At 63.3% G+C, this 20,211-nt stretch carries 19 protein-coding genes and 1 pseudogene; 19 read left to right on the forward strand and 1 reads right to left on the reverse strand.

Going from position 1 to position 20,211, the window contains the following annotated elements; genetic code table 11:
• The first annotated feature begins 4 nt into the window (after positions 1–4).
• The 15 genes and pseudogenes from EJB06_RS17595 (at position 5) to EJB06_RS17665 (ending at position 14,711) form a co-directional block, all read left to right on the forward strand.
• Positions 5–838, forward strand: coding sequence for an NAD-dependent epimerase/dehydratase family protein (locus EJB06_RS17595; protein ID WP_164557958.1), 834 nt, complete (start codon positions 5–7; stop codon positions 836–838).
• Positions 825–1,487 (forward strand): LbetaH domain-containing protein, encoded by a 663-nt coding sequence (locus EJB06_RS17600; RefSeq protein WP_229427140.1) that lies wholly within the window; start codon positions 825–827, stop codon positions 1,485–1,487. Before EJB06_RS17595 ends, EJB06_RS17600 begins: the two co-directional genes overlap by 14 nt.
• Before the next feature lie 486 nt (positions 1,488–1,973).
• Complete coding sequence (locus EJB06_RS17605; RefSeq protein WP_126075332.1) at positions 1,974–2,111, forward strand: PEP-CTERM sorting domain-containing protein; 138 nt, start codon at positions 1,974–1,976, stop codon at positions 2,109–2,111.
• Between the two features lie 377 nt (positions 2,112–2,488).
• On the forward strand, positions 2,489–3,211 hold the full coding sequence (locus EJB06_RS17610; RefSeq protein ID WP_126075333.1) for a PEP_CTERM-anchored TLD domain-containing protein: 723 nt from the start codon (positions 2,489–2,491) through the stop codon (positions 3,209–3,211).
• A 429-nt stretch (positions 3,212–3,640) separates the two neighbouring features.
• A pseudogene (locus tag EJB06_RS17615) lies at positions 3,641–4,548 on the forward strand (flagellin N-terminal helical domain-containing protein); the annotation flags it as partial.
• A gap of 510 nt (positions 4,549–5,058) precedes the next feature.
• A complete protein-coding gene (locus EJB06_RS33215; protein ID WP_441295158.1) occupies positions 5,059–5,451 on the forward strand; it encodes a flagellin in 393 nt (130 codons plus the stop codon).
• 71 nt (positions 5,452–5,522) lie between these two features.
• On the forward strand, positions 5,523–5,903 hold the full coding sequence (locus EJB06_RS17625) for a flagellar protein FlaG (protein ID WP_126075335.1): 381 nt from the start codon (positions 5,523–5,525) through the stop codon (positions 5,901–5,903).
• Between the two features lie 123 nt (positions 5,904–6,026).
• Positions 6,027–8,036, forward strand: coding sequence for a flagellar filament capping protein FliD (gene fliD, locus EJB06_RS17630; RefSeq protein WP_126075336.1), 2,010 nt, complete (start codon positions 6,027–6,029; stop codon positions 8,034–8,036).
• A 26-nt stretch (positions 8,037–8,062) separates the two neighbouring features.
• Positions 8,063–8,515: a flagellar export chaperone FliS gene (gene fliS, locus EJB06_RS17635; RefSeq protein WP_126075337.1), complete on the forward strand. Its 453-nt coding sequence runs from the start codon at positions 8,063–8,065 to the stop codon at positions 8,513–8,515.
• 9 nt (positions 8,516–8,524) lie between these two features.
• On the forward strand, positions 8,525–8,869 hold the full coding sequence (locus EJB06_RS17640; protein ID WP_229427142.1) for a flagellar protein FliT: 345 nt from the start codon (positions 8,525–8,527) through the stop codon (positions 8,867–8,869).
• 11 nt (positions 8,870–8,880) lie between these two features.
• Entirely contained in the window at positions 8,881–10,137 is a 1,257-nt protein-coding gene (fliK, locus tag EJB06_RS17645) for a flagellar hook-length control protein FliK (protein ID WP_126075338.1), read from the forward strand.
• Positions 10,130–10,492, forward strand: coding sequence for an EscU/YscU/HrcU family type III secretion system export apparatus switch protein (locus tag EJB06_RS17650; RefSeq protein WP_126075339.1), 363 nt, complete (start codon positions 10,130–10,132; stop codon positions 10,490–10,492). The genes fliK and EJB06_RS17650 overlap by 8 nt, the downstream gene beginning before the upstream one ends.
• Positions 10,476–11,234 (forward strand): flagellar brake protein, encoded by a 759-nt coding sequence (locus tag EJB06_RS17655; RefSeq protein ID WP_126075340.1) that lies wholly within the window; start codon positions 10,476–10,478, stop codon positions 11,232–11,234. The genes EJB06_RS17650 and EJB06_RS17655 overlap by 17 nt, the downstream gene beginning before the upstream one ends.
• A gap of 152 nt (positions 11,235–11,386) precedes the next feature.
• Entirely contained in the window at positions 11,387–12,538 is a 1,152-nt protein-coding gene (locus EJB06_RS17660; protein WP_126075341.1) for a hypothetical protein, read from the forward strand.
• A 355-nt stretch (positions 12,539–12,893) separates the two neighbouring features.
• Positions 12,894–14,711 carry a retron Ec67 family RNA-directed DNA polymerase/endonuclease gene (locus EJB06_RS17665; RefSeq protein ID WP_126075342.1) on the forward strand — a complete coding sequence of 606 codons (1,818 nt, stop codon included), beginning with the start codon at positions 12,894–12,896 and terminating at the stop codon, positions 14,709–14,711.
• A 73-nt stretch (positions 14,712–14,784) separates the two neighbouring features.
• Here EJB06_RS17665 and fliE read toward each other — a convergent pair whose 3' ends face one another.
• A complete protein-coding gene (gene fliE, locus EJB06_RS17670) occupies positions 14,785–15,135 on the reverse strand; it encodes a flagellar hook-basal body complex protein FliE (protein ID WP_126075343.1) in 351 nt (116 codons plus the stop codon).
• A 234-nt stretch (positions 15,136–15,369) separates the two neighbouring features.
• On the opposite strand from fliE, the gene fliF reads away from it, so the two are divergent.
• From fliF to fliI, 4 genes are read left to right on the forward strand one after another with little or no spacing between them, the layout of a single operon-like run.
• Positions 15,370–17,082, forward strand: coding sequence for a flagellar basal-body MS-ring/collar protein FliF (gene fliF, locus EJB06_RS17675; protein WP_126075344.1), 1,713 nt, complete (start codon positions 15,370–15,372; stop codon positions 17,080–17,082).
• Entirely contained in the window at positions 17,075–18,067 is a 993-nt protein-coding gene (gene fliG / locus EJB06_RS17680; protein WP_126075345.1) for a flagellar motor switch protein FliG, read from the forward strand. The genes fliF and fliG overlap by 8 nt, the downstream gene beginning before the upstream one ends.
• A complete protein-coding gene (locus EJB06_RS17685) occupies positions 18,067–18,765 on the forward strand; it encodes a flagellar assembly protein FliH (RefSeq protein WP_126075346.1) in 699 nt (232 codons plus the stop codon). The genes fliG and EJB06_RS17685 overlap by 1 nt, the downstream gene beginning before the upstream one ends.
• Complete coding sequence (fliI, locus tag EJB06_RS17690) at positions 18,762–20,189, forward strand: flagellar protein export ATPase FliI (protein ID WP_126075574.1); 1,428 nt, start codon at positions 18,762–18,764, stop codon at positions 20,187–20,189. Before EJB06_RS17685 ends, fliI begins: the two co-directional genes overlap by 4 nt.
• Positions 20,190–20,211 lie beyond the last annotated feature (22 nt).

Here is a 20,211-nt window from a genome sequence, read left to right on the forward strand (position 1 = left end):
GCCCGTGCCCGCCCCATCGTATACCGTGCTCGGCGCGGAAGGATTTGTCGGCCGGCGCCTGGCGAGCAGCCTGCGCGCCGGCGGCCACGCCGTGTATGCGCCGCAGCGCGGCGATCCGGCCCTGTTCGCGCGCGCGCTGGGCCGCGTGATCTACTGCGCCGGCCTGACCGCCGACTATGCGCGGCGCCCGTTCGACACGGTCCAGGCCCATGTCGGCCTGCTGGCCAGGATACTGCAGGAGGCCGACTTCGAGCACCTGGTCTACCTGTCGTCGACGCGCCTGTACGACAGCCTGGGCGAGCATGGCGGCGTGCCGGTGGACGAGGACACGGCGCTGCTGCTCAACCCGCACGAGGCGCGCCATCTCTACGACCTGTCCAAAGCCCTGGGCGAAAACCTCTGCCTGCATGCCGCCGGCGGACGCGCGGCGGTGGCGCGCCTGGCCTGCGTGTACGACTGGGCGCCGGGCGCGCCCGGCTTTCTGTCGGAATGGCTGCAGCGCGCCATGCGGGAAAAAGACCTGCACCTGGATTCCTCGGGCGGCGTGGTGCGCGACTATATCCATCTCGACGACGTCGTCGCGGCGCTCGCGGCCATGGCGGCGCAGCGCAGCACGGGCGTGGTCAACGTGGCCAGCGGCGAGCAGGTCTCGAACGCCGAACTGGCGCAGGTCTTCCGGCGCCACGGCTGGTCGGTCAGCCTGGCCCGGGACAGCGCGCGCGCGCACCCGGCGCCTTGTACCGTGGAACGCCTGGCGCAACTGGGGGTCGCCCCGCGCCGGGTGCGCGCGGTCATCGAACACTGTCTGGGCGGGGAGGCGTGGCGTGCGGCTCATTGATCATACCCAGACCAGCCTGCTCGACTATACCTGCGCCCAGCTGGCGTGCTTTTTCCCCAGCGGCGATGGCGCGGGTCTGCGCCGCCGCCTCGAACGCCACCTGCCGCGCGCCCTGGAGCGGCTGGCGCACTGCATCGACCAGGTGCGCATGTGGCAGCCCGGGCAGTTCAACTATCTGAATTCGAGCCAGTATTGCCTGTATCTGTATTTTCTGTCGAACACCATCTGGCGCGAAGAGCGAGGGGACGAGGCGGTGGGTGCGGCAACGCGCCTGTTTCTGCTCAATAAAGCGCTGAACGGCATCGACCTGTTTTACGAGATCGAGATGCCGGAGGTCTTTTTCATCGGGCACTCGGTGGGCATCGTACTGGCCAAGGCGACGTACGGCAATTATCTGGTGCTCTACCAAAACTGCACGGTCGGCAAAAACCACGGGGTGGCGCCGGTGCTCGGCGACGGCGTGATTCTGTATCCCAACAGCGCCATTATCGGGCGCTGCCGGATTGGCGACAACACCACGGTATCGCAGGGTACGGGCGTGATCAACCGCGATACGCCGGGCGACTGCATGGTGTTCGCCGGCACGGCGGGCGCGCTCGTCCTCAAACCCGCCACGCATTCTCTCGTGGCCGACTTCTTCCGCGTCTGAAGCGCCCGGGCAGCAAGAAACGATGCGTCGGCCGTCCGGTTCGGGCGTCCTCACACAGATCACAGATAACGCTGCCGGGGCACGCCCATATTGGGCAATGTCAGCCGGCGCTTCCGCCACTGCCGATCCATACCAAGCCGCCCGGCGCCGGATATTTATCAAAAAACCATTCAATCCGCCTTTTCCCGCGCGCGCCGGAAGAACCAGCATGCATTCATCGGGCAGCGTATTAATAAAATATCTAGGCAATTCTTTATTACGTGAAAATCTGATAATAAAAGACTCGAAAAATCCGAAAAACAACATTACTGACAGTCACCTCTACGGCCCTTTTTCGGGCAGGGCGATCTTCGTATCGATGCCGCCTTATCGTATGGAATCTCGACCGGCTGGTATTACGGCGATGGATGCTACGGCCCGAACGGCTATAAAGGCAAGGACTGCCAGAAATCGTTCGTTGACGGCTCGGCATACGATGGCTTCAACATGCTCGTGGGCGCGATCGAGATATTCGCCGTGGACAGCGCCCCCGCCGCCATCCCCGAACCCGGCTCGCTGGTCCTGGTCGGCATCGGGCTGATGGGTCTGGGCGCAACGCAGCGCAGAAAAAACAAGTCCGCCTGATCGCCCGCAGGGGCCTGCCGACAAGCGCGATTGTGTACAGCACGCTTGCCGGCGCAGCCCCTTCAGGTCGAGCGCCAACTGCCTGGGCGAGACTTGACACCTGGGCGATGAATGCGTCCGACCAGCGCCCGCATCCGATTTCCTGCGGCGCGCGTCTGCTTGTTTCACTCCCCGCTTATCAGCGCCGGCTGGCCCGGCATTTCAATGAATAATATATTCACACCATCCCGCATAACATGGAAATTTGACAATTATTAATCCGGAGGATCTGATAAAACAACAATTTTCTATTATTAAAATTGTTGCTTTGTTATTTTTTTTGGATTTGACGGTTAAGCAAAAGTATGATGATTATCCATCGAATCCAAGGATCAATCATGCTGTCCAAATTAACCATTGCCGCCCTGTTCACCGTGTCCGCAAGCGCCCAAGCGGGCGTGATCATCGGCGGCTCAACCCTCCTCGACACAAGCTCCCTGGCACAGCTCGAAACATGGGGAGGAAAGGGGCCGATCGAATTGACCAATATCTTCACCAAGAGCAATAGCAGCACTGTCGCGACCTTCCATGCCGCGGTGGATAAAAAAGGGCCGACATTTTCACTGTTCAAAGCCTCCGAAGATAATGGCAAAACGTGGAAAACGATGGGCGGCTACAAGCCGGTGAGCTTTACCACGAACGCCGGTCACATCAGTTCGACCAATCCCGCCGACTGGACTGCCTTCATTTTCAATCTGACCGATTCCAAGGTCTGGCGCCAAACCAGCCTGTATCAAGGGTTCGACAGTAACATTTACGGGCCGTTTTTCGGAAACAGCGATCTGCGTATCGATGCGTCCTTATCGGTTGGAATGTCCAGTGGGTGGTCGTATGGCGAAGGGTGCTACGGTCCTGACGGCTTCAAGGGAAAAGAATGCCAGAGGTCGTTCGTTGACGGCTCCTACGACAACGGCGTCAACATGCTGGTCGGCGCGATCGAAGTCTTTTCGATCGCCAGCGCCCCTCCCGCCGCCGTTCCCGAACCCGGCTCCCTGCTGCTGGTCGGCATCGGTCTGCTGGGCCTGGGTGCAGCCCAGCGCAGAAAGACAAGCTCAACCTGATCGTCAACCGGGGGCTGCCGCACGCGCAATGCGTGCATGGCGCATGCCGGCGCGGCCCCCTCACCCTCCCCGCCGCGCCGATCCGCGGCACACTCGCCGGATAGCGCCGGTTTCCGCCCCGAATCGGATGCCGCATCGATCAGCCGTGTTCACATCGGCGCCGCCGGTGCAGGCGAAATCGCGCGAACGCCCCCCAAAATACCCGCTCATTTCCGCTGTTTCGCCCCTCAAGTTTCGGCCACGCCTGCCGTCAAGCGCCGCGATCCGGGTTTGCTTGAGGGTCCAAATAAAAAATATACCTCCTAAACTTTCCGTCCGGTAACCCGTTACAAAAAAGGACTGCGGTGTGATTGTCCCGGACCGAAGGGGCAGACCAAAGCGAAGGCACGTTGCCAACATGTATAAGCAGTCTCTGCAAGGAGTAATACCATGAGCGTAATCAACACCAACACCGCGTCGCTGAATGCACAACGCAACCTGAGCACCTCGGCTTCCGGCCTGGCCACGTCGCTGCAACGCCTCTCTTCCGGCCTGCGTATCAACAGCGCCAAGGACGATGCTGCCGGCCTGGCGATTTCGGAACGCTTCACGTCCCAGATCCGCGGTCTGGATCAGGCCAAGCGCAATGCCAACGACGGCGTGTCGATGTTGCAAACGGCCGAAGGTTCGTTGCAATCGACTGGCAATATTCTGCAGCGCGTACGTGAACTGGCTGTGCAGTCCTCGAATGCGACCAACTCCGCCGGCGACCGTAAAGCGATCCAGGCCGAGGTTGGCCAACTGTTGTCGGAAGCCGACCGTATTTCGCAAACTTCGGAATTCAACGGCCTGAAACTGCTCGACGGCAGCTTCGGTACCGCGACCTTCCAGGTCGGCGCGAATGCCGGCCAGACCATCCAGGCAACGANNNTAACAACGAAGCGACGACCACCGCTCCGGCAACGGGCACGGCCTACACCGCCGGCAGTTTCGCCCTGCAAGGCCTGGCCACGACCAACATCGCCGTCGCCACCACCGACACCGCCCAATCGCTGGCCTCCACCATCAATGGCGCCACCGCCACCACCGGTGTCACGGCCCAGGCCAAGACCGACGAATCGGCAGCGTTCACCGCCGGCGGCGTGTACTCGCTGGCTGTCACCTCCGACAACAGCACCGCTGCCAACGTGACCTTCACCGTGGGCGCCGCACTGAACGCCTCCGGCCTGGCATCGGCCGTCAGCGCCTTCAATGACGTGTCCTCGAAGACCGGCGTGACCGCGCGTCTGAACGACACCAATAATGGCCTGGTGCTGACCAACGCGGCCGGTANCAACAACGAAGCGCGGACCACCGCCCCGGCCACCGGCACCGCCTACACCGCCGGCAGTTTCGCCCTGCAGGGCCTGGCCACGACCACCATCGCCGTCGCCACCACCGATACCGCCCAATCGCTGGCCTCCACCATCAATGGCGCCACCGCCACCACCGGTGTCACGGCCCAGGCCAAGACCGACGAATCGGCGGCGTTCACCGCCGGCGGCGTGTACTCGCTGGCTGTCACCTCCGACAACAGCACCGCTGCCAACGTGACCTTCACCGTGGGCGCCGCACTGAACGCCTCCGGCCTGGCATCGGCCGTCAGCGCCTTCAATGACGTGTCCTCGAAGACCGGCGTGACCGCCCGTCTGAACGATGCCAATAATGGCCTGGTGCTGACCAACGCGGCCGGTAACAACATTACCATCGCCAATAACAGCGCGTCCGCTTCGGTCACCCTCGGCGCCCTCGATGCCAACGGCGCCGCCTCCGGCGCCACGGCGGCGGTTGCCACCGGTGCGACCTCGACCTCGATGGGCTATGTGTCGATGAACTCGGACAAGGGTTTCTCGGTCGGCAGCAGCGGTACCAACGCGATCGCCGCCGGCACCGCCGCCAACCTGAACACCGTCGCCGCGATCGATGTCTCGACCGCCAAAGGCTCGGCCGACGCGCTCAAGGTGCTCGACTCGGCCCTGGCCAGCGTCAACAGCCAGCGCGCCTCGTTCGGCGCACTCCAGTCGCGCTTCGAAACCGCGGTCACCAACCTGCAATCGACCTCGGAAAACCTGTCCGCTTCGCGCAGCCGCATCCAGGATACCGATTTTGCTTCGGAAACGGCCAAGCTGACGCGCGGCCAGATCCTCCAGCAGGCCGGCACCGCCATGCTGGCCCAGGCCAACCAGTTGCCTAACGGGGTGTTGTCCCTGCTGCGCGGCTAAGCGGCCCCGCTTCGCTGCACTCCCCGGCCGCTTTTTGCGCGCCGGGGAATTTTCGTTAAAGGAATACGGTCATGGAACTTCGTCCACTAGAAAACACGGCAGCCGCTCCCCTGCCGCGTCCGGCCGCCCCGGCCGACAGCGGCGCTACCGGCGCCGCCACCGCAGTCAGGGCGGCCCCGGCCGCCGCGATCGGCAAGGCCGATCCCGCCAAGGCGCCGGCCGAGCCCGACCCCGAGGAAGTGAGCAAGGTGGTCGGCCAGATCAACGTGGCGATGCAGGCCTTGTCGCGCAATATCGAGTTTTCGATCGATACCGACAGCAAGCGCACGGTGGTCAAGATCATCGACCAGACCACCAAGGAAGTGATCCGCCAGATGCCCAGCGCCGAGGCGCTCGAAATCGGCAAGGCGCTGGAAAAGGTCCAGGGGCTGCTGATCAGCCAGGTGGCCTGAGGCGGAGCGGTGAAAAACCCGGGAAACCGGGCATAAACCGAACAAGCACCGGATTACCCCTCTAAAGTATGGATAGAAGATGCCGTTAACTTAGTATATTCATGCTTTTACCAGGAGGCGTTCGTGGCCATATCTTCCGTCAGTTCAGGCGGCTCTATCGACGTCAACGACATCGTCAATAAACTGATGGTGGCGGAGAGCCGGCCTTTCGTCGCCATGCAGGACAAGGAAAAGGCCTACGCGGCGAAGCTGGCTGCCTACGGCTCGCTGAGCGGCGCCCTGGGCGGCCTCCAGACCGCGGTGACGGGCATGGCCGATCCGACCAAGTTCAAGACCATCGGCGCCTCCTCGTCCGACTCGGCCATTCTGACCGCCACCGCCGGCAAGGACACCGTCAAGGGCAGCTACAGCGTCAATGTGTCCCAGCTGTCGCAGGCGCAGACCCTCACTTCGGCCGGCCAGGCCAGCACCACCGCCCTGATCGGCAGCGGCGCGGCCACCACGCTCACCTTCGAGTTCGGCAGCATCAGCGGCGGCACCCTGGCCAACGGCGCCTACACCGGCGCCACCTTCGCCCAGGACGCCACGCGCTCGGCGCGCACCGTGACCCTGGACGCCAGCAACAACTCGCTGCAAGGCATCCGCGACGCCATCAACAAGGCCAACGTGGGCGTGACGGCATCGATCATTTCGGACGGCAGCGCCAGCCCCAACCGCCTGGTGCTGACCTCGACCCAGACCGGCGAATCGTCGAGCATGCGCATCGGCGTGGCGGGCGACCCGGCGATCGGCAGCCTGCTCGGCTATGCGGCCGACGGCACCCAGAACATGACCCAGAACAGCGCGGCGCAAAACGCCAAGCTGACCATCAACGGCGTGGCCGTCAGCAGCCAGACCAACAATGTCGCGGAAGCGATCCAGGGCGTGACCATCAGCGCGCTCAAGATCGGCACCAGCACCGTCAACATCACCAGCGACAGCAGCGGCGCGAAGACGGCGATCAATAATTTCATCAAGGCTTACAACGAGCTGAACACGACCATCGGCGGCCTGACCACCGCGCCCAAGGCCAGCGAAGGCAAGGCTGCCGGCGTGCTGCTGGGCGACTCGACCACGCGTAACCTGCAATCGAGCCTGCGCAAGATGTTCTTTACGCCGGTACCGGGCATGGACGGCGACATCAGCAGCATGAGCCAGCTGGGCGTGTCGTTCCAGGCCGACGGTTCGCTCAAGCTCGACAACACCAAGCTGCAGAAAGCGCTCGACAGCAACCTGGAAGACGTCTCCAAGCTGCTCAGCACGGTCGGCTCGACCTCGGACAGCCTGGTCAGCTTTGTCGGCTCGACCACCAACAGCACGGTCGGCACCAAGAGCGTGGTGATCAGCCAGCTGGCCACGCAAGGCAGCGCCACCGGCAGCGTCGCCGCCGACACCAGCATCACCAAGGGCGTGAACGACCAGTTGTCGCTGACCATCAACGGCGTGACCTCGACCGCCACCCTGCTGGCCGGTAATTACACCGCGGCCAGCCTGGCCAGCCACGTGCAGTCGATTATCAACGGCGCGGTCGGCGCCACCGGCGCCAGCGCCACCAGCGGCACCGGGGTCACGGTCAAGCAGGAAAACGGGATCTTCACGATCACCTCGAACAAATACGGTTCGACCTCGAAAGTGGGCATCAGCGGCAGCGCCGCGTCCAGCCTGCTGGGCACGCCGACCCTGGTCGACGGGCTCGATGTGGCCGGCACCATCGGCGGCGCCGCCGCCACCGGCAGCGGCCAGAACCTGACCGGCAACGTCGGCTCGACCGCCTCCGGGATCCAGATCCAGGTCACCGGCGGCAGCACCGGCGAACGCGGCACGGTGAATATCTCGAAGGGCGCGGCCGCCCAGTTTACCGAACTGATCGACAGTTTTCTCAGCGCAAAAGGCACTCTTCCGAGCAAGAACGCCGGCATCAACGCCAGCCTGGCCGATATCGCCAAGCAGCGCGCGGCCTTGAATGTGCGCCTGGCCCAGACCGAAAAAGATTTGCGCAGACAGTATTCCGCGCTCGACGTGACGCTGTCCGGCATGAGTTCGACCAGTAACTTCCTTGCGCAGCAACTCGCTTCCCTTAGCAGCCTTCGATAGTAGCAGACAGAAAGAGGACATAAATTATGTTTGGATCTCCCAACAGGGGCGCGAGCAGCTACGCCAAGGTCGGCCTGGAAACGAGTGTGGTGGCGGCGTCCCCGCACAAGCTGATCGTCATGCTGTACGACGGCGCGCTGGTGGCGGTGTTGAGCGGCCTGATGCACATGAAGTCGGGCAATATCCCGGAAAAAGGCAAGGCGATCTCGAAAGCCATCCAGATCATCGACAACGGCCTGCGCGCCAGCCTCGACAAGAAGGCCGGCGGCCAGATCGCCGAGAACCTCGACGCCCTGTACGAATACATGAGCGCGCGCCTGCTGGCCGCGAACCTGAAAAACGATACCGAGATCATGGTCGAAATCCAGGGCTTGCTGACCGAGCTGCGCGAAACCTGGAACGCCATCGGCACGGCCCCGGCCGTCAATCCCGCGTCCGAGATGGCGCCCAACCGCATGTCCAACCTTGTGAGTGCCTGAACGATGACCATGACCAACGCGATGACCATGAGCAAGGACGAGGTGCTGTCCACCTACGAAGCGATGCTGGCCCTGTCCGAACAGATGGTGGCGGCGGCCGAAAGCGGCGAGTGGGATGCACTGAGCCTGCTCGAAAAACGGGTCGGCGCGCATGCCCGCGCCCTGCAGGCCAGCGACGAGCAGGTCTTGCTCGATGGCGCCAGCCGGGTCAAGAAAGTGGCGATCATCAAGCAGTTGCTGGCCTGCGACCGCACCATCCGCGACCTGACCACACCCTGGATGGCGCAGCTGTCGCAAATGATCAACAGCAGCGGCACCTCGCGCCGCCTGAATAACGCCTACGGCGGCGTCTAGCCGTCCTCGCGATGCTGGCGCGCACGGACGGCCCGGGGCAGGTCGGCAGAGTCGACCCGGTCCGCCCCGCGCCCGGGGTCGGCGATGCGCGCCAGGAAGCGCTGACGCGCGCGCTCTCGGCCGAGGTCGGCAAATCGATGCAGGTGGCGGTGCTGTCCCGCTTCAGCGACGGCACGTTCCTGGTGCGGGTGGCGGGCGAACAGGCCCGCATGAGCCTGCCGCAAGGCGCGCAAGCCGGCACCGAAGTGCCGATGACCCTGGTGTCGGTCACGCCGCGCCCCCAGTTCCGCCTCGATACCGGCCAGCCGGCCCAGCCGCCGGGCCAGCCTGCTCCCGCAGCGCAAACGCCCCTGCCCGGGGGCGCCGCGCCAGCCGCCCCGCCGCCCCTCCCCGGCGCCGCCACGCCGGAACGCCCGGTCGTGCCGCCCCCCGTCCTGCCGCAGGGGCAGGCGGCGCCGCAAGAGGGCAAGGGCGCGGCCTCGGCGAATATGGCCGGACGCACCACCAGCCTGGCCGCCGCCCTGCTCGGCAAATCGCCGCTGACCGCCAGCGCCGACCTGCCTGCGCTCGACGCCAACACCCTGCCGGCCAGGATCAGCACGACCGGACAATTGCTCGCGCGCATACTCGACATCGGCCATCCGCCCGCCGGCAAGCAGCCCGCGATCGCCGGCGCCGCGCCCCTGATCGACCCGAAAAACGGCGTGCCGCCCGCGCCCGAGCTGGCGCGCAAGCTGGAACAGAGCATCAGCGGCAGCGGCGTGTTCTACGAATCGCATGTGGCCGAATGGGCCGACGGCAAGCGTCCGCTCAGCGAACTCCAGCGCGAGCCGCAAATGCAGCAGGCCATGAGCACGCCGGGCGCCAAGCAGGGTGCGGCGGCGGAACTGGCCAGCGCCCAGCTGATCAACCTGCAACTGACCACCCAGGAACAGGCGCGCGTGACCTGGCAGGGCCAGCTGGCGCCGGGCCAGGATTTGCAGTGGGAAATCCATAAAGATGCGCCCGAGCAGCGCGGACGCGGGGCCGGCGAGGATAGCGCGCCGGTCTGGCGCAGCGGCATGCGCCTGCGCTTTCCGCTGCTGGGCGAGATCGAGGCGACCATCGTCACCACCGGCGACAAGGTCCACATCGAACTGCGCACCGCCAGCGAGGACACCGGCGACGCCCTGCGCGCGCGCGCCGGCGAGCTGACTTCCGCGCTGGATGTGTCCGGCACCGCGCTGGCCTCGCTGGTGATCCGCACGCCGGAGCCCGGCAATGGCTGAGACGCCACCCAAGCGCGCCCAGTCGGCGGTGGCGCTGGCCTACCACAGCGGCGACCCCGCGCCCAAGGTGGTGGCCAAGGGCAAGGGCCTGATCGCCGCCCAGATCATCGAACGCGCCAAGGATGCCGGCGTGTTCGTGCACGAATCGAAGGAACTGGTGGCCCTGCTGATGGGCGTCGACCTCGACAGCCAGATCCCGCCCGGCCTGTATCGCGCGATTGCGGAACTGCTGGCCTGGCTATATCATATTGAAGCCGCCCAGGCCTCGGGCGGCCCCCTGCCCGCCCCACCGGACGCAGCCCTTTTCATCGACCGACCACAAGAAGCGGCAGACAAAGATGCAATCAACCAATGATTCCGATATTGAAAGCTGGCACGACTTCGAAGTCGCCTCGCGCAAGGAAATCATCGCACTGCTGCGCAGCATCGGCGAAAAACGCCAGCTGGTGCGCATGGTCATCCGGCGCGGCACCGAAGTGTGCGTCTCGGCCATCCTCGATGTCGATCCCGACAACAACACGGTCACCCTGGACGGCTCGGCCGATCCGGAGCAGCACCGCCGCTTCGCCCACGTGGGCCGGATCATGTTCGAGACCTCGCTCGACAAGATCCGCATCCTGTTTTCGTCCGAAGAAGTGCAGGCCACCACCTTCGACGACACGCCCGCCTTCGTGATGCCGATTCCGGAGAGCATGATCCGCCTGCAACGGCGCGAGTTCTACCGCATGGTCACGCCGGTCAGCAACCCGGTCTCGGTGGTGATCCGGCTGCCGCAGGACCTGGGCGGCGGCACCCATGTGTTTCCGCTGTCCGATATCAGCTGCGGCGGCATCGCCATTCTCGACAACAAGCTGGTGCTCGGCAACACCATCGGCCACAGCTACGCCGGCTGCCGCATCGACCTGCCGGAAGTGGGCGCGGTCCAGACCACCCTGATGATCCGCAACTCGGTCGACCTGACCCTGCTCAACGACAAGACCAACCGCCGCCTCGGCTGCGCCTTCGTCGACATCTCGCGCGGCGGACTGGCCAGCGTGCAGAAGTACATCACCAAGCTCGAACGCGAACGCAATGCGCGCCTCGCGGGCCTGGGCTGAGCTCATTCACCAAGTCAATTCCTTCGATCAGGAAAGCTGTCCTCCCGGCAGCAAGTTGATTGACCGGAGGCCAAGAGCGTGCCGATAGCCGGGCACGGCCGGGCCTGAGGGCGTATGTTTCAAGTTCACCGCGGACTTTTCGGAGAATGATGATGAAACGTACACTCGTGCTGTCGGCAACGCTGGCTTGCCTGGTCGCCTGTTCCACTCCCTACCGCACGCCCGTGCTGGATGCCAACCCGGCCACCTTGCCGGCGTTTTCCGGCGTGGCCAGTCTGCTCAGGCCGGAGCGCGCGCTCGATATCCTGCTGGTGCACGGCATGTGCACCCAGGATGAGAGCTGGGCCCGGACCTCGGTGGCGCAGCTGGTCGCCGGGCTGGGCGGCGATGCGGCGCAGGTGGCGCTGTCGGCGAGCCCGGTGGGCGATACCGGCATCGTGCTGTACAAGCAGAGCCTGCCGCTGGCGGGCGGATCGGTCAACATCAATGCCATCCTGTGGTCGCCCCTGACGCGCCCGCTCAAGGCCGAGCTGTGCTACGACCAGAGCAACAAATCGGGGGGTTGCCCTGCGGACCAGGCCGCCATCAACTATCCCTACGAGCGGGCCGCGCTCAACCGTTCGCTGAAAGACAAGCTGCTCGACGATTGCCTGGCCGATGCCGTGATTTACCAGGGCAAGGCGCGCGAGGCCATCAACCAGCGCATGCAGGCCGCCATCCTACAGGCGGTGGGCGCGACGAGCGGGGTGGCGCGCGCGCCGGAAGGCGGACAGACGCCGCCCGAGCCGGTGCCGCTGGTGCTGATCACCGACAGCCTGGGCAGCAAAGTCACCTTCGACGCCATCTTCAGGCTGGCCGAGACGCCCGGGGTGTCGACGGCGGCGCTGCAGGTGTTCAACCGCATCCCGCTGATTTTCATGCGCGCCAACCAGTTGCCGCTGCTGCGCCTGGCGGAAATGGATCTCGACGGCGGCATGGCGCCACCCGGGCCGGGCGACTTCCCCGCCGATCCGATCCAGGCCCTGGTGGAACGCAGCCGCATGCAAGGCTTCGGCAAGCCGACCGATGTGCCGACCGTGGTGGCGTTTACCGACCCCAACGACCTGCTCTCGTACACCCTGGCGAGGAGCCCGTTCGGCGCGCGCGCGACCTATCCGATCATCGATGTGGTGGTGTCGAATGCGCCGACCTATCTGGGGCTGCTGGAGTTACCTACGACGGCGCACACCAACTATCCGCGTAATACGACGGTCCAGCGCATGATAGCCTGCGGCGAACCGGCGCTGGAGGGCTGCGGCAATTGAGCAAGGCGCGCCATACTTCGGAGGGCTGGCGACCTCACTGGCGCTACCATCCTCAGGTGCAAAAGGAAACGGCGCAGAATGTGGCCAGAACCCTTCAAATTTTCCGCGACGGGGCAATAGCACTTACGCTGTCGCGGCCTTTTCCCCATAACAAGAATGCTTTCGCCGTTCTATAGGTGCTCGTAATATGGTAGTATTTCTACGGGCCTGCGGTCAGACCTTGTACCGCGATTCGCGGTACGTGTATCAATGGCTTGGGCCTATGCCCTCGTCGATGTCCTTACATGATTACTTGAATGTAGCCATGCGTCGCAAATGAGTGTCCGCAGGTCCACCTCCGTTTGGTTAATTTTCAATGACCCAACTCGCTGCACTGAAAGCCGCAAGTTCTTTGCATGGTATTGCCCACCTGCTAGGGTTCAAGCCAGCTGCTCTTGCCTACATCCTTTACAAGCTAAACGATTCGCAGCGGTACAAGCAGTTTGAGATTCCGAAGCGAAGTGGCGGAAAACGAACGATTAAGGCACCCACTGCCGAATTAAAGCTATTGCAACGGAAAATGGCTAGCTTGCTTGAGAACTGCATATCTGAAATAAACGTAGCCAATAAACGTGCAGATCTGTTCGCGCATGGCTTCAAAAAAGGCCGGTCTATTTTTTCAAATGCGCGGCCACATCGGAATCGCCAATGGGTATTCAATATCGATTTAGAGAATTTTTTCGGCAGCATTAATTTTGGGCGAGTTCGTGGCTTCTTCCTCAAAGACCGGGACTTCGCCCTTCATCAAGGAGCGGCTACAATCATCGCTCAAGTTGCTTGTGTAGACAATGCCTTGCCACAAGGAAGTCCATGCTCACCGATCATTTCTAATTTGATAGGCCATTTGCTGGACGTGCATCTTGCGAAATTGGCAGCCAGCTGTGGTTGTCACTACTCCCGCTACGCTGACGACCTAACATTCTCCACAAACGCTCCTCAGTTCCCGTCTCGCATTGCCACTCGCACTCGTGGTGCAGCGGGAGACGAGTGGATGCCCGGTGCCGAACTACATAGGATAATTCAACATGCCAGGTTTGCCATAAATCCTCAAAAAACGCGGATGCAGTTTAAAGACTCGCGCCAAGACGTAACTGGGTTAGTCGTGAACAAGAAACTCAACGTTAAAACAGAGTACCGTCGCTCCGTTCGAGCAATGGTTCATCGGCTTCTGACGCACGGTCACTTTGAGCGCACAAAGCGAGTTGACGACGGAGCCGGAAATCATGTCCTTGATGCGGTGAAAGGCACAACCGCCGAGCTACATGGAATGCTCGGATTTATCGACAGCGTCGAACACTACAATCGCAATTTAGTTCTGCCAAAAGGCGGAAAGCCCAAAGTAGAGAAGAAAAAAAAAGGCACGGAGCCCAACAAACCACGTGTGGCATTGACAGGTAAGGAAGTACTCTATCGCCGTTTCTTATTATACAAAGAATTTTTTGCTACCAGTAATCCCGTGCTCATTTGCGAGGGCGAAACTGACAATATATATTTGGTGCATGCCATCCGAAGTTTAGCCACGCACTTCCCGTTATTGGCAACAGTAGTAAAGCCAGGCGAGATCAAGATTATTCCCCGAATCTTCAAATATGTTGAGACAAGCACAGGAAGAATTTTGGGGCTCGGAAGCGGCGGCACAGGTGATCTCGGGAATCTTATCCGACAGTATGACAAAGAGATCAAGCGTTTTGTCCGGCCAGCTACGCAACACCCGTTCATTCTCGTCGTTGATAACGACGCTGGCGCTGTCGGAGCGGGCCGTCCGCTGCAAGCAAGCAAACAAGTAACGGGATTAGATGTCAATAGGCATGCGCCCTTCACTAACGTCTGCGGAAATCTGTACCTTGTGCCTACTCCTTTTTTAGCCGGCGCTGCCCAGTCCATGATTGAAGATTTCTTCACCAAAGAAACTCTTGATGAAACAATCGACGGAAAATCCTTCTGCGCCTCTAACAAACAGGATTCGGCCAAGCAATATGGGAAAAAGGTTTTCGCCCACAAAGTTGTCAAAGTGAAGGCGGACACGATCGATTTCAAAGGCTTTTTCAAACTGCTAGAGAACATTACACTAGCTATCGAAGATTTCTACAAAAAACACCCGTCGGCCCCTATCACATCGGCGCAGGCAATTTGAAGGTGACCGACTGCATTTTGTTAGTCCAAACTTGCATAGTTTGCTGTTGGAGCCGCTGACAGTGAAACAGGTATCACACCTGCATATTCATAATCTCGTGATACGCCGACACCAATTTATTCCTCACCTGCACAGTTGCCTGGAAACCAATACTGGCCTTCTGCATCGACACCATCACATCCGACAGGCTGACCTTGTCGTCGCCCATGGTAAACGCCCTGCCCTGCTCGCCCGCCTTGAGCTGGGCGTCGCTGACCTGGGCGATCGAATTCTTGAGCGCATCGGCGAAATCGACCTTGGCGACATCCGGCTCGGGCGCCACCTTGACCGCCGGCCCGACCCCGCCCGCCGGGCGCGTCGCCGCCGCCTTGAGCTGGGCCATCATGGCTTCGATCCGGTCCGATCCGATTCCGTTCACATTCATGTCGTTTCCTCTGTTCACACTAGGCGGCGTAGAATAGCTGCACCAGCTATCTCAGGGTGCCAGAATAGCACCGGGGTGGCCAGCCGGGCCGTCGAGCAGGGCCCGAAAGCGCGCTCTATTCGATGTTTTGACCGAGGGCAACGCAGCACATAATGGAGTCTGAGCCCCAGCCTTTGCCTAGGTTTGGGAAATTCTTACCAAGTTTCGGGCCTTGCCCGTCGGACACCCACCACCATGGCAGCTGCAACCGCAGAAGAACTCGTCGATATCCCCCAACAGGACACGCCGCCTCCCCCGACGTTCCTGCAGACGCCGCTCGGAAAGAATTTCCTGCGCGGTCTCGGCATCGCCGCCGTCCTGGCAGTCATGCTGGGCGTGTGGATGTGGAGCCAGCGCGTCGAATACCGTGTCCTGTTCGCCAACGTCAGCGACAAGGATGGCGGCGCCATCACGGCCTCGCTCGACCAGATGGCGGTGCCGTACAAGTTCTCGGACGGCGGCGCGTCGATCATGGTGCCCGAGGAACAGGTGCACGGCGTGCGCCTCAAGCTGGCCGCGCAAGGCTTGCCCAAGGGCGGCACGGTCGGCTTCGAGCTGATGGAAAACCAGAAACTGGGCGTGTCCCAGTTCCACGAACAAGTCAATTACCAGCGCTCGCTTGAAGGCGAACTGGCGCGCTCGATCGAGTCGATCGCCGCCGTCAGCTCGGCGCGCGTGCACCTGGCGCTGCCGAAACCGTCGGTCTTCGTGCGCGAGCAGCAAAAGCCGACCGCCTCGGTCCTGCTGAACCTGCAAACCGGGCGCGTGATCGACCAGGCCCAGGTCAACGCCATCGTCCACCTGCTGGCCTCGAGCGTGTCCGAACTGCCGGTCTCGAACGTCACCGTGGTCGACCAGGCCGGCAACCTGCTGTCCGATCCCGACAAGGCCAACAATGCGCGCAAGCTCGACCCGAACCAGCTCAAGTACGTCGAAGCGATCCAGAAAAACATCATCAAGCAGGTCGAATCGCTGATCACGCCGCTGGTCGGCCCCGGCAATGTGCGCGCCGAAGCGACCGCCGACATCGACTTCGCCCAGGTCGACACCGCCGCCGAAGTCTACAAGCCGAATTCGCCGCCGGAGCCGCAATCGATCCGCAGCCAGCAGACCTCGGAAGCGAACGGCCCCAGCACCGCCAACCCGGCCGGCGTGCCGGGCGCGCTGACCAACCAGCCGCCGGGCCTGGCCACCGCGCCCCTGACCGCCGCCGGCGCGCCCGGCGCGGCCCCGGCCGTGGTGACCGGCCCGACCCGCAAGGACACCACCACCAATTTCGAAGTCGACAAGACGATCCGCTACGAACAGCGTCCGATGGGCCTGGTCAAGCGTCTGACCGTCGGCGTGCTGGTCAACCACCGCCGTTCGGTCGACCCCAAGACCGGCAAAGTCACCGTCACCCCGCTGACGGCCGCCCAGGTCGCCCAGATCAACGACCTGGTCAAGGAAGCGATGGGGTACAACAAGGACCGTGGCGACACGCTCAACGTGACCAATGCCGCCTTCGACGGCGTCGACAAGCCGGACGTGCCGCCTGCAACGCTCGACTGGTGGCGCGACCCGGCCAACCTGCCGCTGGCCAAGGATATCGCCAAGTACCTGTTCGTGTTCGCCGTCATCGCCTTCCTGTACTTCCGCCTGCTGCGTCCGATGCTGCGCCCGGTCATGACCAAGTTCGACAAGGCCCACGAAATCCCGCCGGAGCCGACTGCGGAAGAGGAAGAAAAGGCCGACGAGGCCGCCGACGCCGAAGCGCAGGCGGCAGCCGAGGCGCAAGCCGAAGCCGAGGCCGAATCGCAGCAGGACCACAGCTACCGGGCCAACCTGGAGCTGGCCAAGAAACTGGCGCAGGAAGATCCGCGCATCGTCGCAAACGTCATCAAGGCATGGGTAGGTACAAATGAATGATAATGGAATCCAGAAGGCCGCCATCCTGATGCTGGCCATCGGCGAGTCCGAGGCGGCCGAGGTGATGCGCTTCCTCGGTCCGCGCGAGGTGCTCAAGCTGGGCGCGGCCATGGCCACGATGAAGAACGTGCAGCACGAGCAGGTGGTCGGGGTGCTCGAATCGTTCCGCGAACAGACCGAGCTGACCTCCACCGTCGGCCTCGATTCGGACGAGTACATCCGCCAGGTGCTGACCAAGGCGCTGGGCGACGACAAGGCCTCGGTGCTGCTGTCGCGCATCCTGGGCGGCAAGGATGCCTCCGGCATCGAAAGCCTGAAGTGGATGGACGCCTCGTCGGTGTCGGAACTGATCCGCAACGAGCACCCGCAGATCATCGCCACCATCCTGGTCCACCTGGAGCGCGACCAGGCCTGCGAAATCCTCGGCAACTTCACCGACCGCCTGCGCAACGACGTGGTGCTGAGGATCGCCACCCTGGACGGCGTGCAGCCGGCCGCCTTGCGCGAGCTCAACGACGTGCTGACCAAGCTGCTGTCGGGTAACGAGAACATCAAGAAATCCTCGCTGGGCGGCGTGCGCGCGGCGGCCGAGATCCTCAACTTCATGAGCGGCGAGCAGGAAGGTTCGGTGATGGACAACATCAAGAACTACGACAACGACATGGCCCAGAAGATCATGGACGAGATGTTCGTGTTCGACAACATCATCGACATCGACGACCGCGGCATCCAGCTGCTGCTGCGCGAAGTGCAGTCCGAAATGCTGATCATGGCGCTCAAGGGCGCCTCGCAGGAACTGCGCGAAAAGATCTTCCGCAATATGTCGGCGCGCGCCGGCGAGATGATGCGCGAAGACCTCGAATCGAAAGGGCCGGTGCGCCTGTCCGAAGTCGAAACCCAGCAAAAACAGATCCTGCAGATCGTCCGTCGCCTGTCCGACGAAGGCCAGATCGTGCTCGGCAAAGGTGAGGATTCCTTCGTCTGATGGCTACCCTTCCGAAAGAACTGCAAACCGCCTACCAGCGCTGGGAAATGAATTCCTTCGACCGCGTTCCGGACCCGGAACCGGTGTTCCTCGACACCTCGCCCGAAGAAGAGGCGCTGCCCGACGCGCCGCCCGCGCCCGAGCTGCCGACCGACGAGGAAATCGCCGCCATCCGCGAACAGGCGCGCCAGGAAGGCTACGACGCCGGGCATGCGGCCGGCCACGAAGCCGGCTACGCCGACGCCTACGCCCAGGGGCGCGCGGAAAGCGCGGTCGAACTGGCCAACCTGCAATCGATCGCCGCCACCTTCGGCCAGGCGCTGTCGCAGGCCGACGAGAGCATCGCCAACGACATGCTCGAACTGACCCTGCACCTGGCCAGGAACATGCTGCGCACGGCGCTCGACGTCAAGCCCGAGCTGATCATCCCGGTGGTGCGCGACGCCATTTCCTACCTGCCGGTGCTGCAGCAGCCGGCCCTGCTCATACTGCATCCCGACGATGCGCGCCTGGTGCGCGAGCAGATCGGCGAAGAACTCGACAAGGGCGGCTGGCGCATCGTCGACGATCCCCAGATCAACCGTGGCGGCTGCAAGATCGATACCGCCAGCAACCAGATCGACGCCCAGGCCGAAGTGCGCTGGCAGCGCCTGGCCAGCGCGCTCGGCAAGAACGAGGTGGAGTGGCTGTCACGATGAGCGAGTCCGATCCGCTTACCGGCCCCGGCGCGCCAAGCGACCGCCACACGGCGCGCTGGTCCGCCTACCTGCGCGACTGCGGCACCCTGGTCGGCTTCGTCGAGCCGCAGCAGGTGTCGGGCCGCATCACGCGCGTGGCCGGGCTGGTCATGGAATGCGTCGGCCTCAAGCTGGCGGTCGGCAGCGCCTGCACCATTCCTATGCCGAGCGGCAACCGGGTCGAAGCCGAAGTGGTCGGTTTCGACGGCGACCGCCTGTTCCTGATGCCGCAAAGCGATGTCGAAGGCATCGTCCCCGGCACCAAGGTCTTGCCGGTCGAAGCGACCCTGCCCCGTCCGGGCGCGGTGGCCCACCCGCGGCGGCGCCCGAGCGACCGCGCGCGCCACTTGCCGGTCGGCATGGGCCTCCTGGGCCGGGTGGTCGACGGCGCCGGCCGCCCGCTCGACGGCCTGGGCCCGCTGCAAACCGACGATAGCGGGCCGATCAACGTGCGTCCCGCCAATCCGCTCGACCGCGCCCCGATCGTGGAAACGCTGGACGTCGGCATCCGCGCGATCAACGCCATGCTGACCGTCGGGCGCGGCCAGCGCCTGGGCCTGTTCGCCGGTTCCGGCGTCGGTAAGTCGGTGCTGCTGGGAATGATGGCGCGCTATACCAAGGCCGACGTGGTGGTGGTCGGCCTGATAGGCGAACGGGGCCGCGAGGTCAAGGAATTCATCGAACACATCCTCGGGCCGGAAGGCCTGGCGCGCGCCGCCGTGGTGGCGGCCCCGGCCGACACGCCGCCGCTGATGCGCCTGCAGGGCGCGGCCTACACCACGGCGATTGCCGAACATTTCCGCGACCAGGGCAAGAACGTGCTCATGATCATGGATTCGCTGACCCGCTACGCCATGGCGCAGCGCGAAATCGCCCTCGCCATCGGCGAGCCGCCCGCCACCAAGGGCTATCCGCCGTCGGTGTTCGCCAAGCTGCCGGTGCTGGTGGAACGGGCCGGCAACGGCCTCGAAGGAGGCGGCTCGATCACCGCCTTCTACACCGTGCTGACCGAGGGCGACGACCAGCAGGACCCGATCGCCGACTCGGCGCGCGCGATCCTGGACGGCCACTTCGTGCTCAACCGGCGCCTGGCCGAAGCCGGGCACTATCCGGCCATCGATATCGAACAGTCGATCAGCCGCGCCATGCACACGATCACCACCACCGCCCACCAGCACGCCGCGCGCCGCCTCAAGCAGCTCTATTCGCGCTTCGAGCGCTCGCGCGACCTGATCACGGTCGGCGCCTACGCCCACGGCAGCGACCCGGTGCTGGACCAGGCCATCGCCCTGAACGACAAGATCGAAGCCTTCCTGTGCCAGGAGATCACGGACAACGTCGGCATGCCGCAGAGCTTGGCCGAATTGACCTCTCTATTCTCGTGATGGAATCGCGGCCGGGATGCCT

It is taken from the genome of Massilia atriviolacea, from assembly GCF_003953935.1.
In the GTDB taxonomy this organism is placed as follows: Bacteria; Pseudomonadota; Gammaproteobacteria; order Burkholderiales; family Burkholderiaceae_D; genus Telluria_A; species Telluria_A atriviolacea.

Excerpts from the sequence above, each read along its gene's own strand:
- EJB06_RS17605 (WP_126075332.1), top strand. The coding sequence starts at position 1,974 with ATGCTCGTGGGCGCGATCGAGATATTCGCCGTGGACAGCGCCCCCGCC.
- fliI (WP_126075574.1), top strand. The coding sequence starts at position 18,762 with ATGAGCGAGTCCGATCCGCTTACCGGCCCCGGCGCGCCAAGCGACCGC.
- fliS (WP_126075337.1), top strand. The coding sequence starts at position 8,063 with ATGTTTGGATCTCCCAACAGGGGCGCGAGCAGCTACGCCAAGGTCGGC.
- fliG (WP_126075345.1), top strand. The coding sequence starts at position 17,075 with ATGAATGATAATGGAATCCAGAAGGCCGCCATCCTGATGCTGGCCATC.
- EJB06_RS17665 (WP_126075342.1), top strand. The coding sequence starts at position 12,894 with ATGACCCAACTCGCTGCACTGAAAGCCGCAAGTTCTTTGCATGGTATT.
- EJB06_RS17660 (WP_126075341.1), top strand. The coding sequence starts at position 11,387 with ATGAAACGTACACTCGTGCTGTCGGCAACGCTGGCTTGCCTGGTCGCC.
- EJB06_RS17655 (WP_126075340.1), top strand. The coding sequence starts at position 10,476 with ATGCAATCAACCAATGATTCCGATATTGAAAGCTGGCACGACTTCGAA.
- EJB06_RS17610 (WP_126075333.1), top strand. The coding sequence starts at position 2,489 with ATGCTGTCCAAATTAACCATTGCCGCCCTGTTCACCGTGTCCGCAAGC.
- fliF (WP_126075344.1), top strand. The coding sequence starts at position 15,370 with ATGGCAGCTGCAACCGCAGAAGAACTCGTCGATATCCCCCAACAGGAC.
- EJB06_RS17625 (WP_126075335.1), top strand. The coding sequence starts at position 5,523 with ATGGAACTTCGTCCACTAGAAAACACGGCAGCCGCTCCCCTGCCGCGT.
- fliE (WP_126075343.1), bottom strand. The coding sequence starts at position 15,135 with ATGAATGTGAACGGAATCGGATCGGACCGGATCGAAGCCATGATGGCC.
- EJB06_RS17640 (WP_229427142.1), top strand. The coding sequence starts at position 8,525 with ATGACCAACGCGATGACCATGAGCAAGGACGAGGTGCTGTCCACCTAC.
- EJB06_RS17650 (WP_126075339.1), top strand. The coding sequence starts at position 10,130 with ATGGCTGAGACGCCACCCAAGCGCGCCCAGTCGGCGGTGGCGCTGGCC.
- EJB06_RS33215 (WP_441295158.1), top strand. The coding sequence starts at position 5,059 with ATGAACTCGGACAAGGGTTTCTCGGTCGGCAGCAGCGGTACCAACGCG.
- fliK (WP_126075338.1), top strand. The coding sequence starts at position 8,881 with ATGCTGGCGCGCACGGACGGCCCGGGGCAGGTCGGCAGAGTCGACCCG.
- EJB06_RS17685 (WP_126075346.1), top strand. The coding sequence starts at position 18,067 with ATGGCTACCCTTCCGAAAGAACTGCAAACCGCCTACCAGCGCTGGGAA.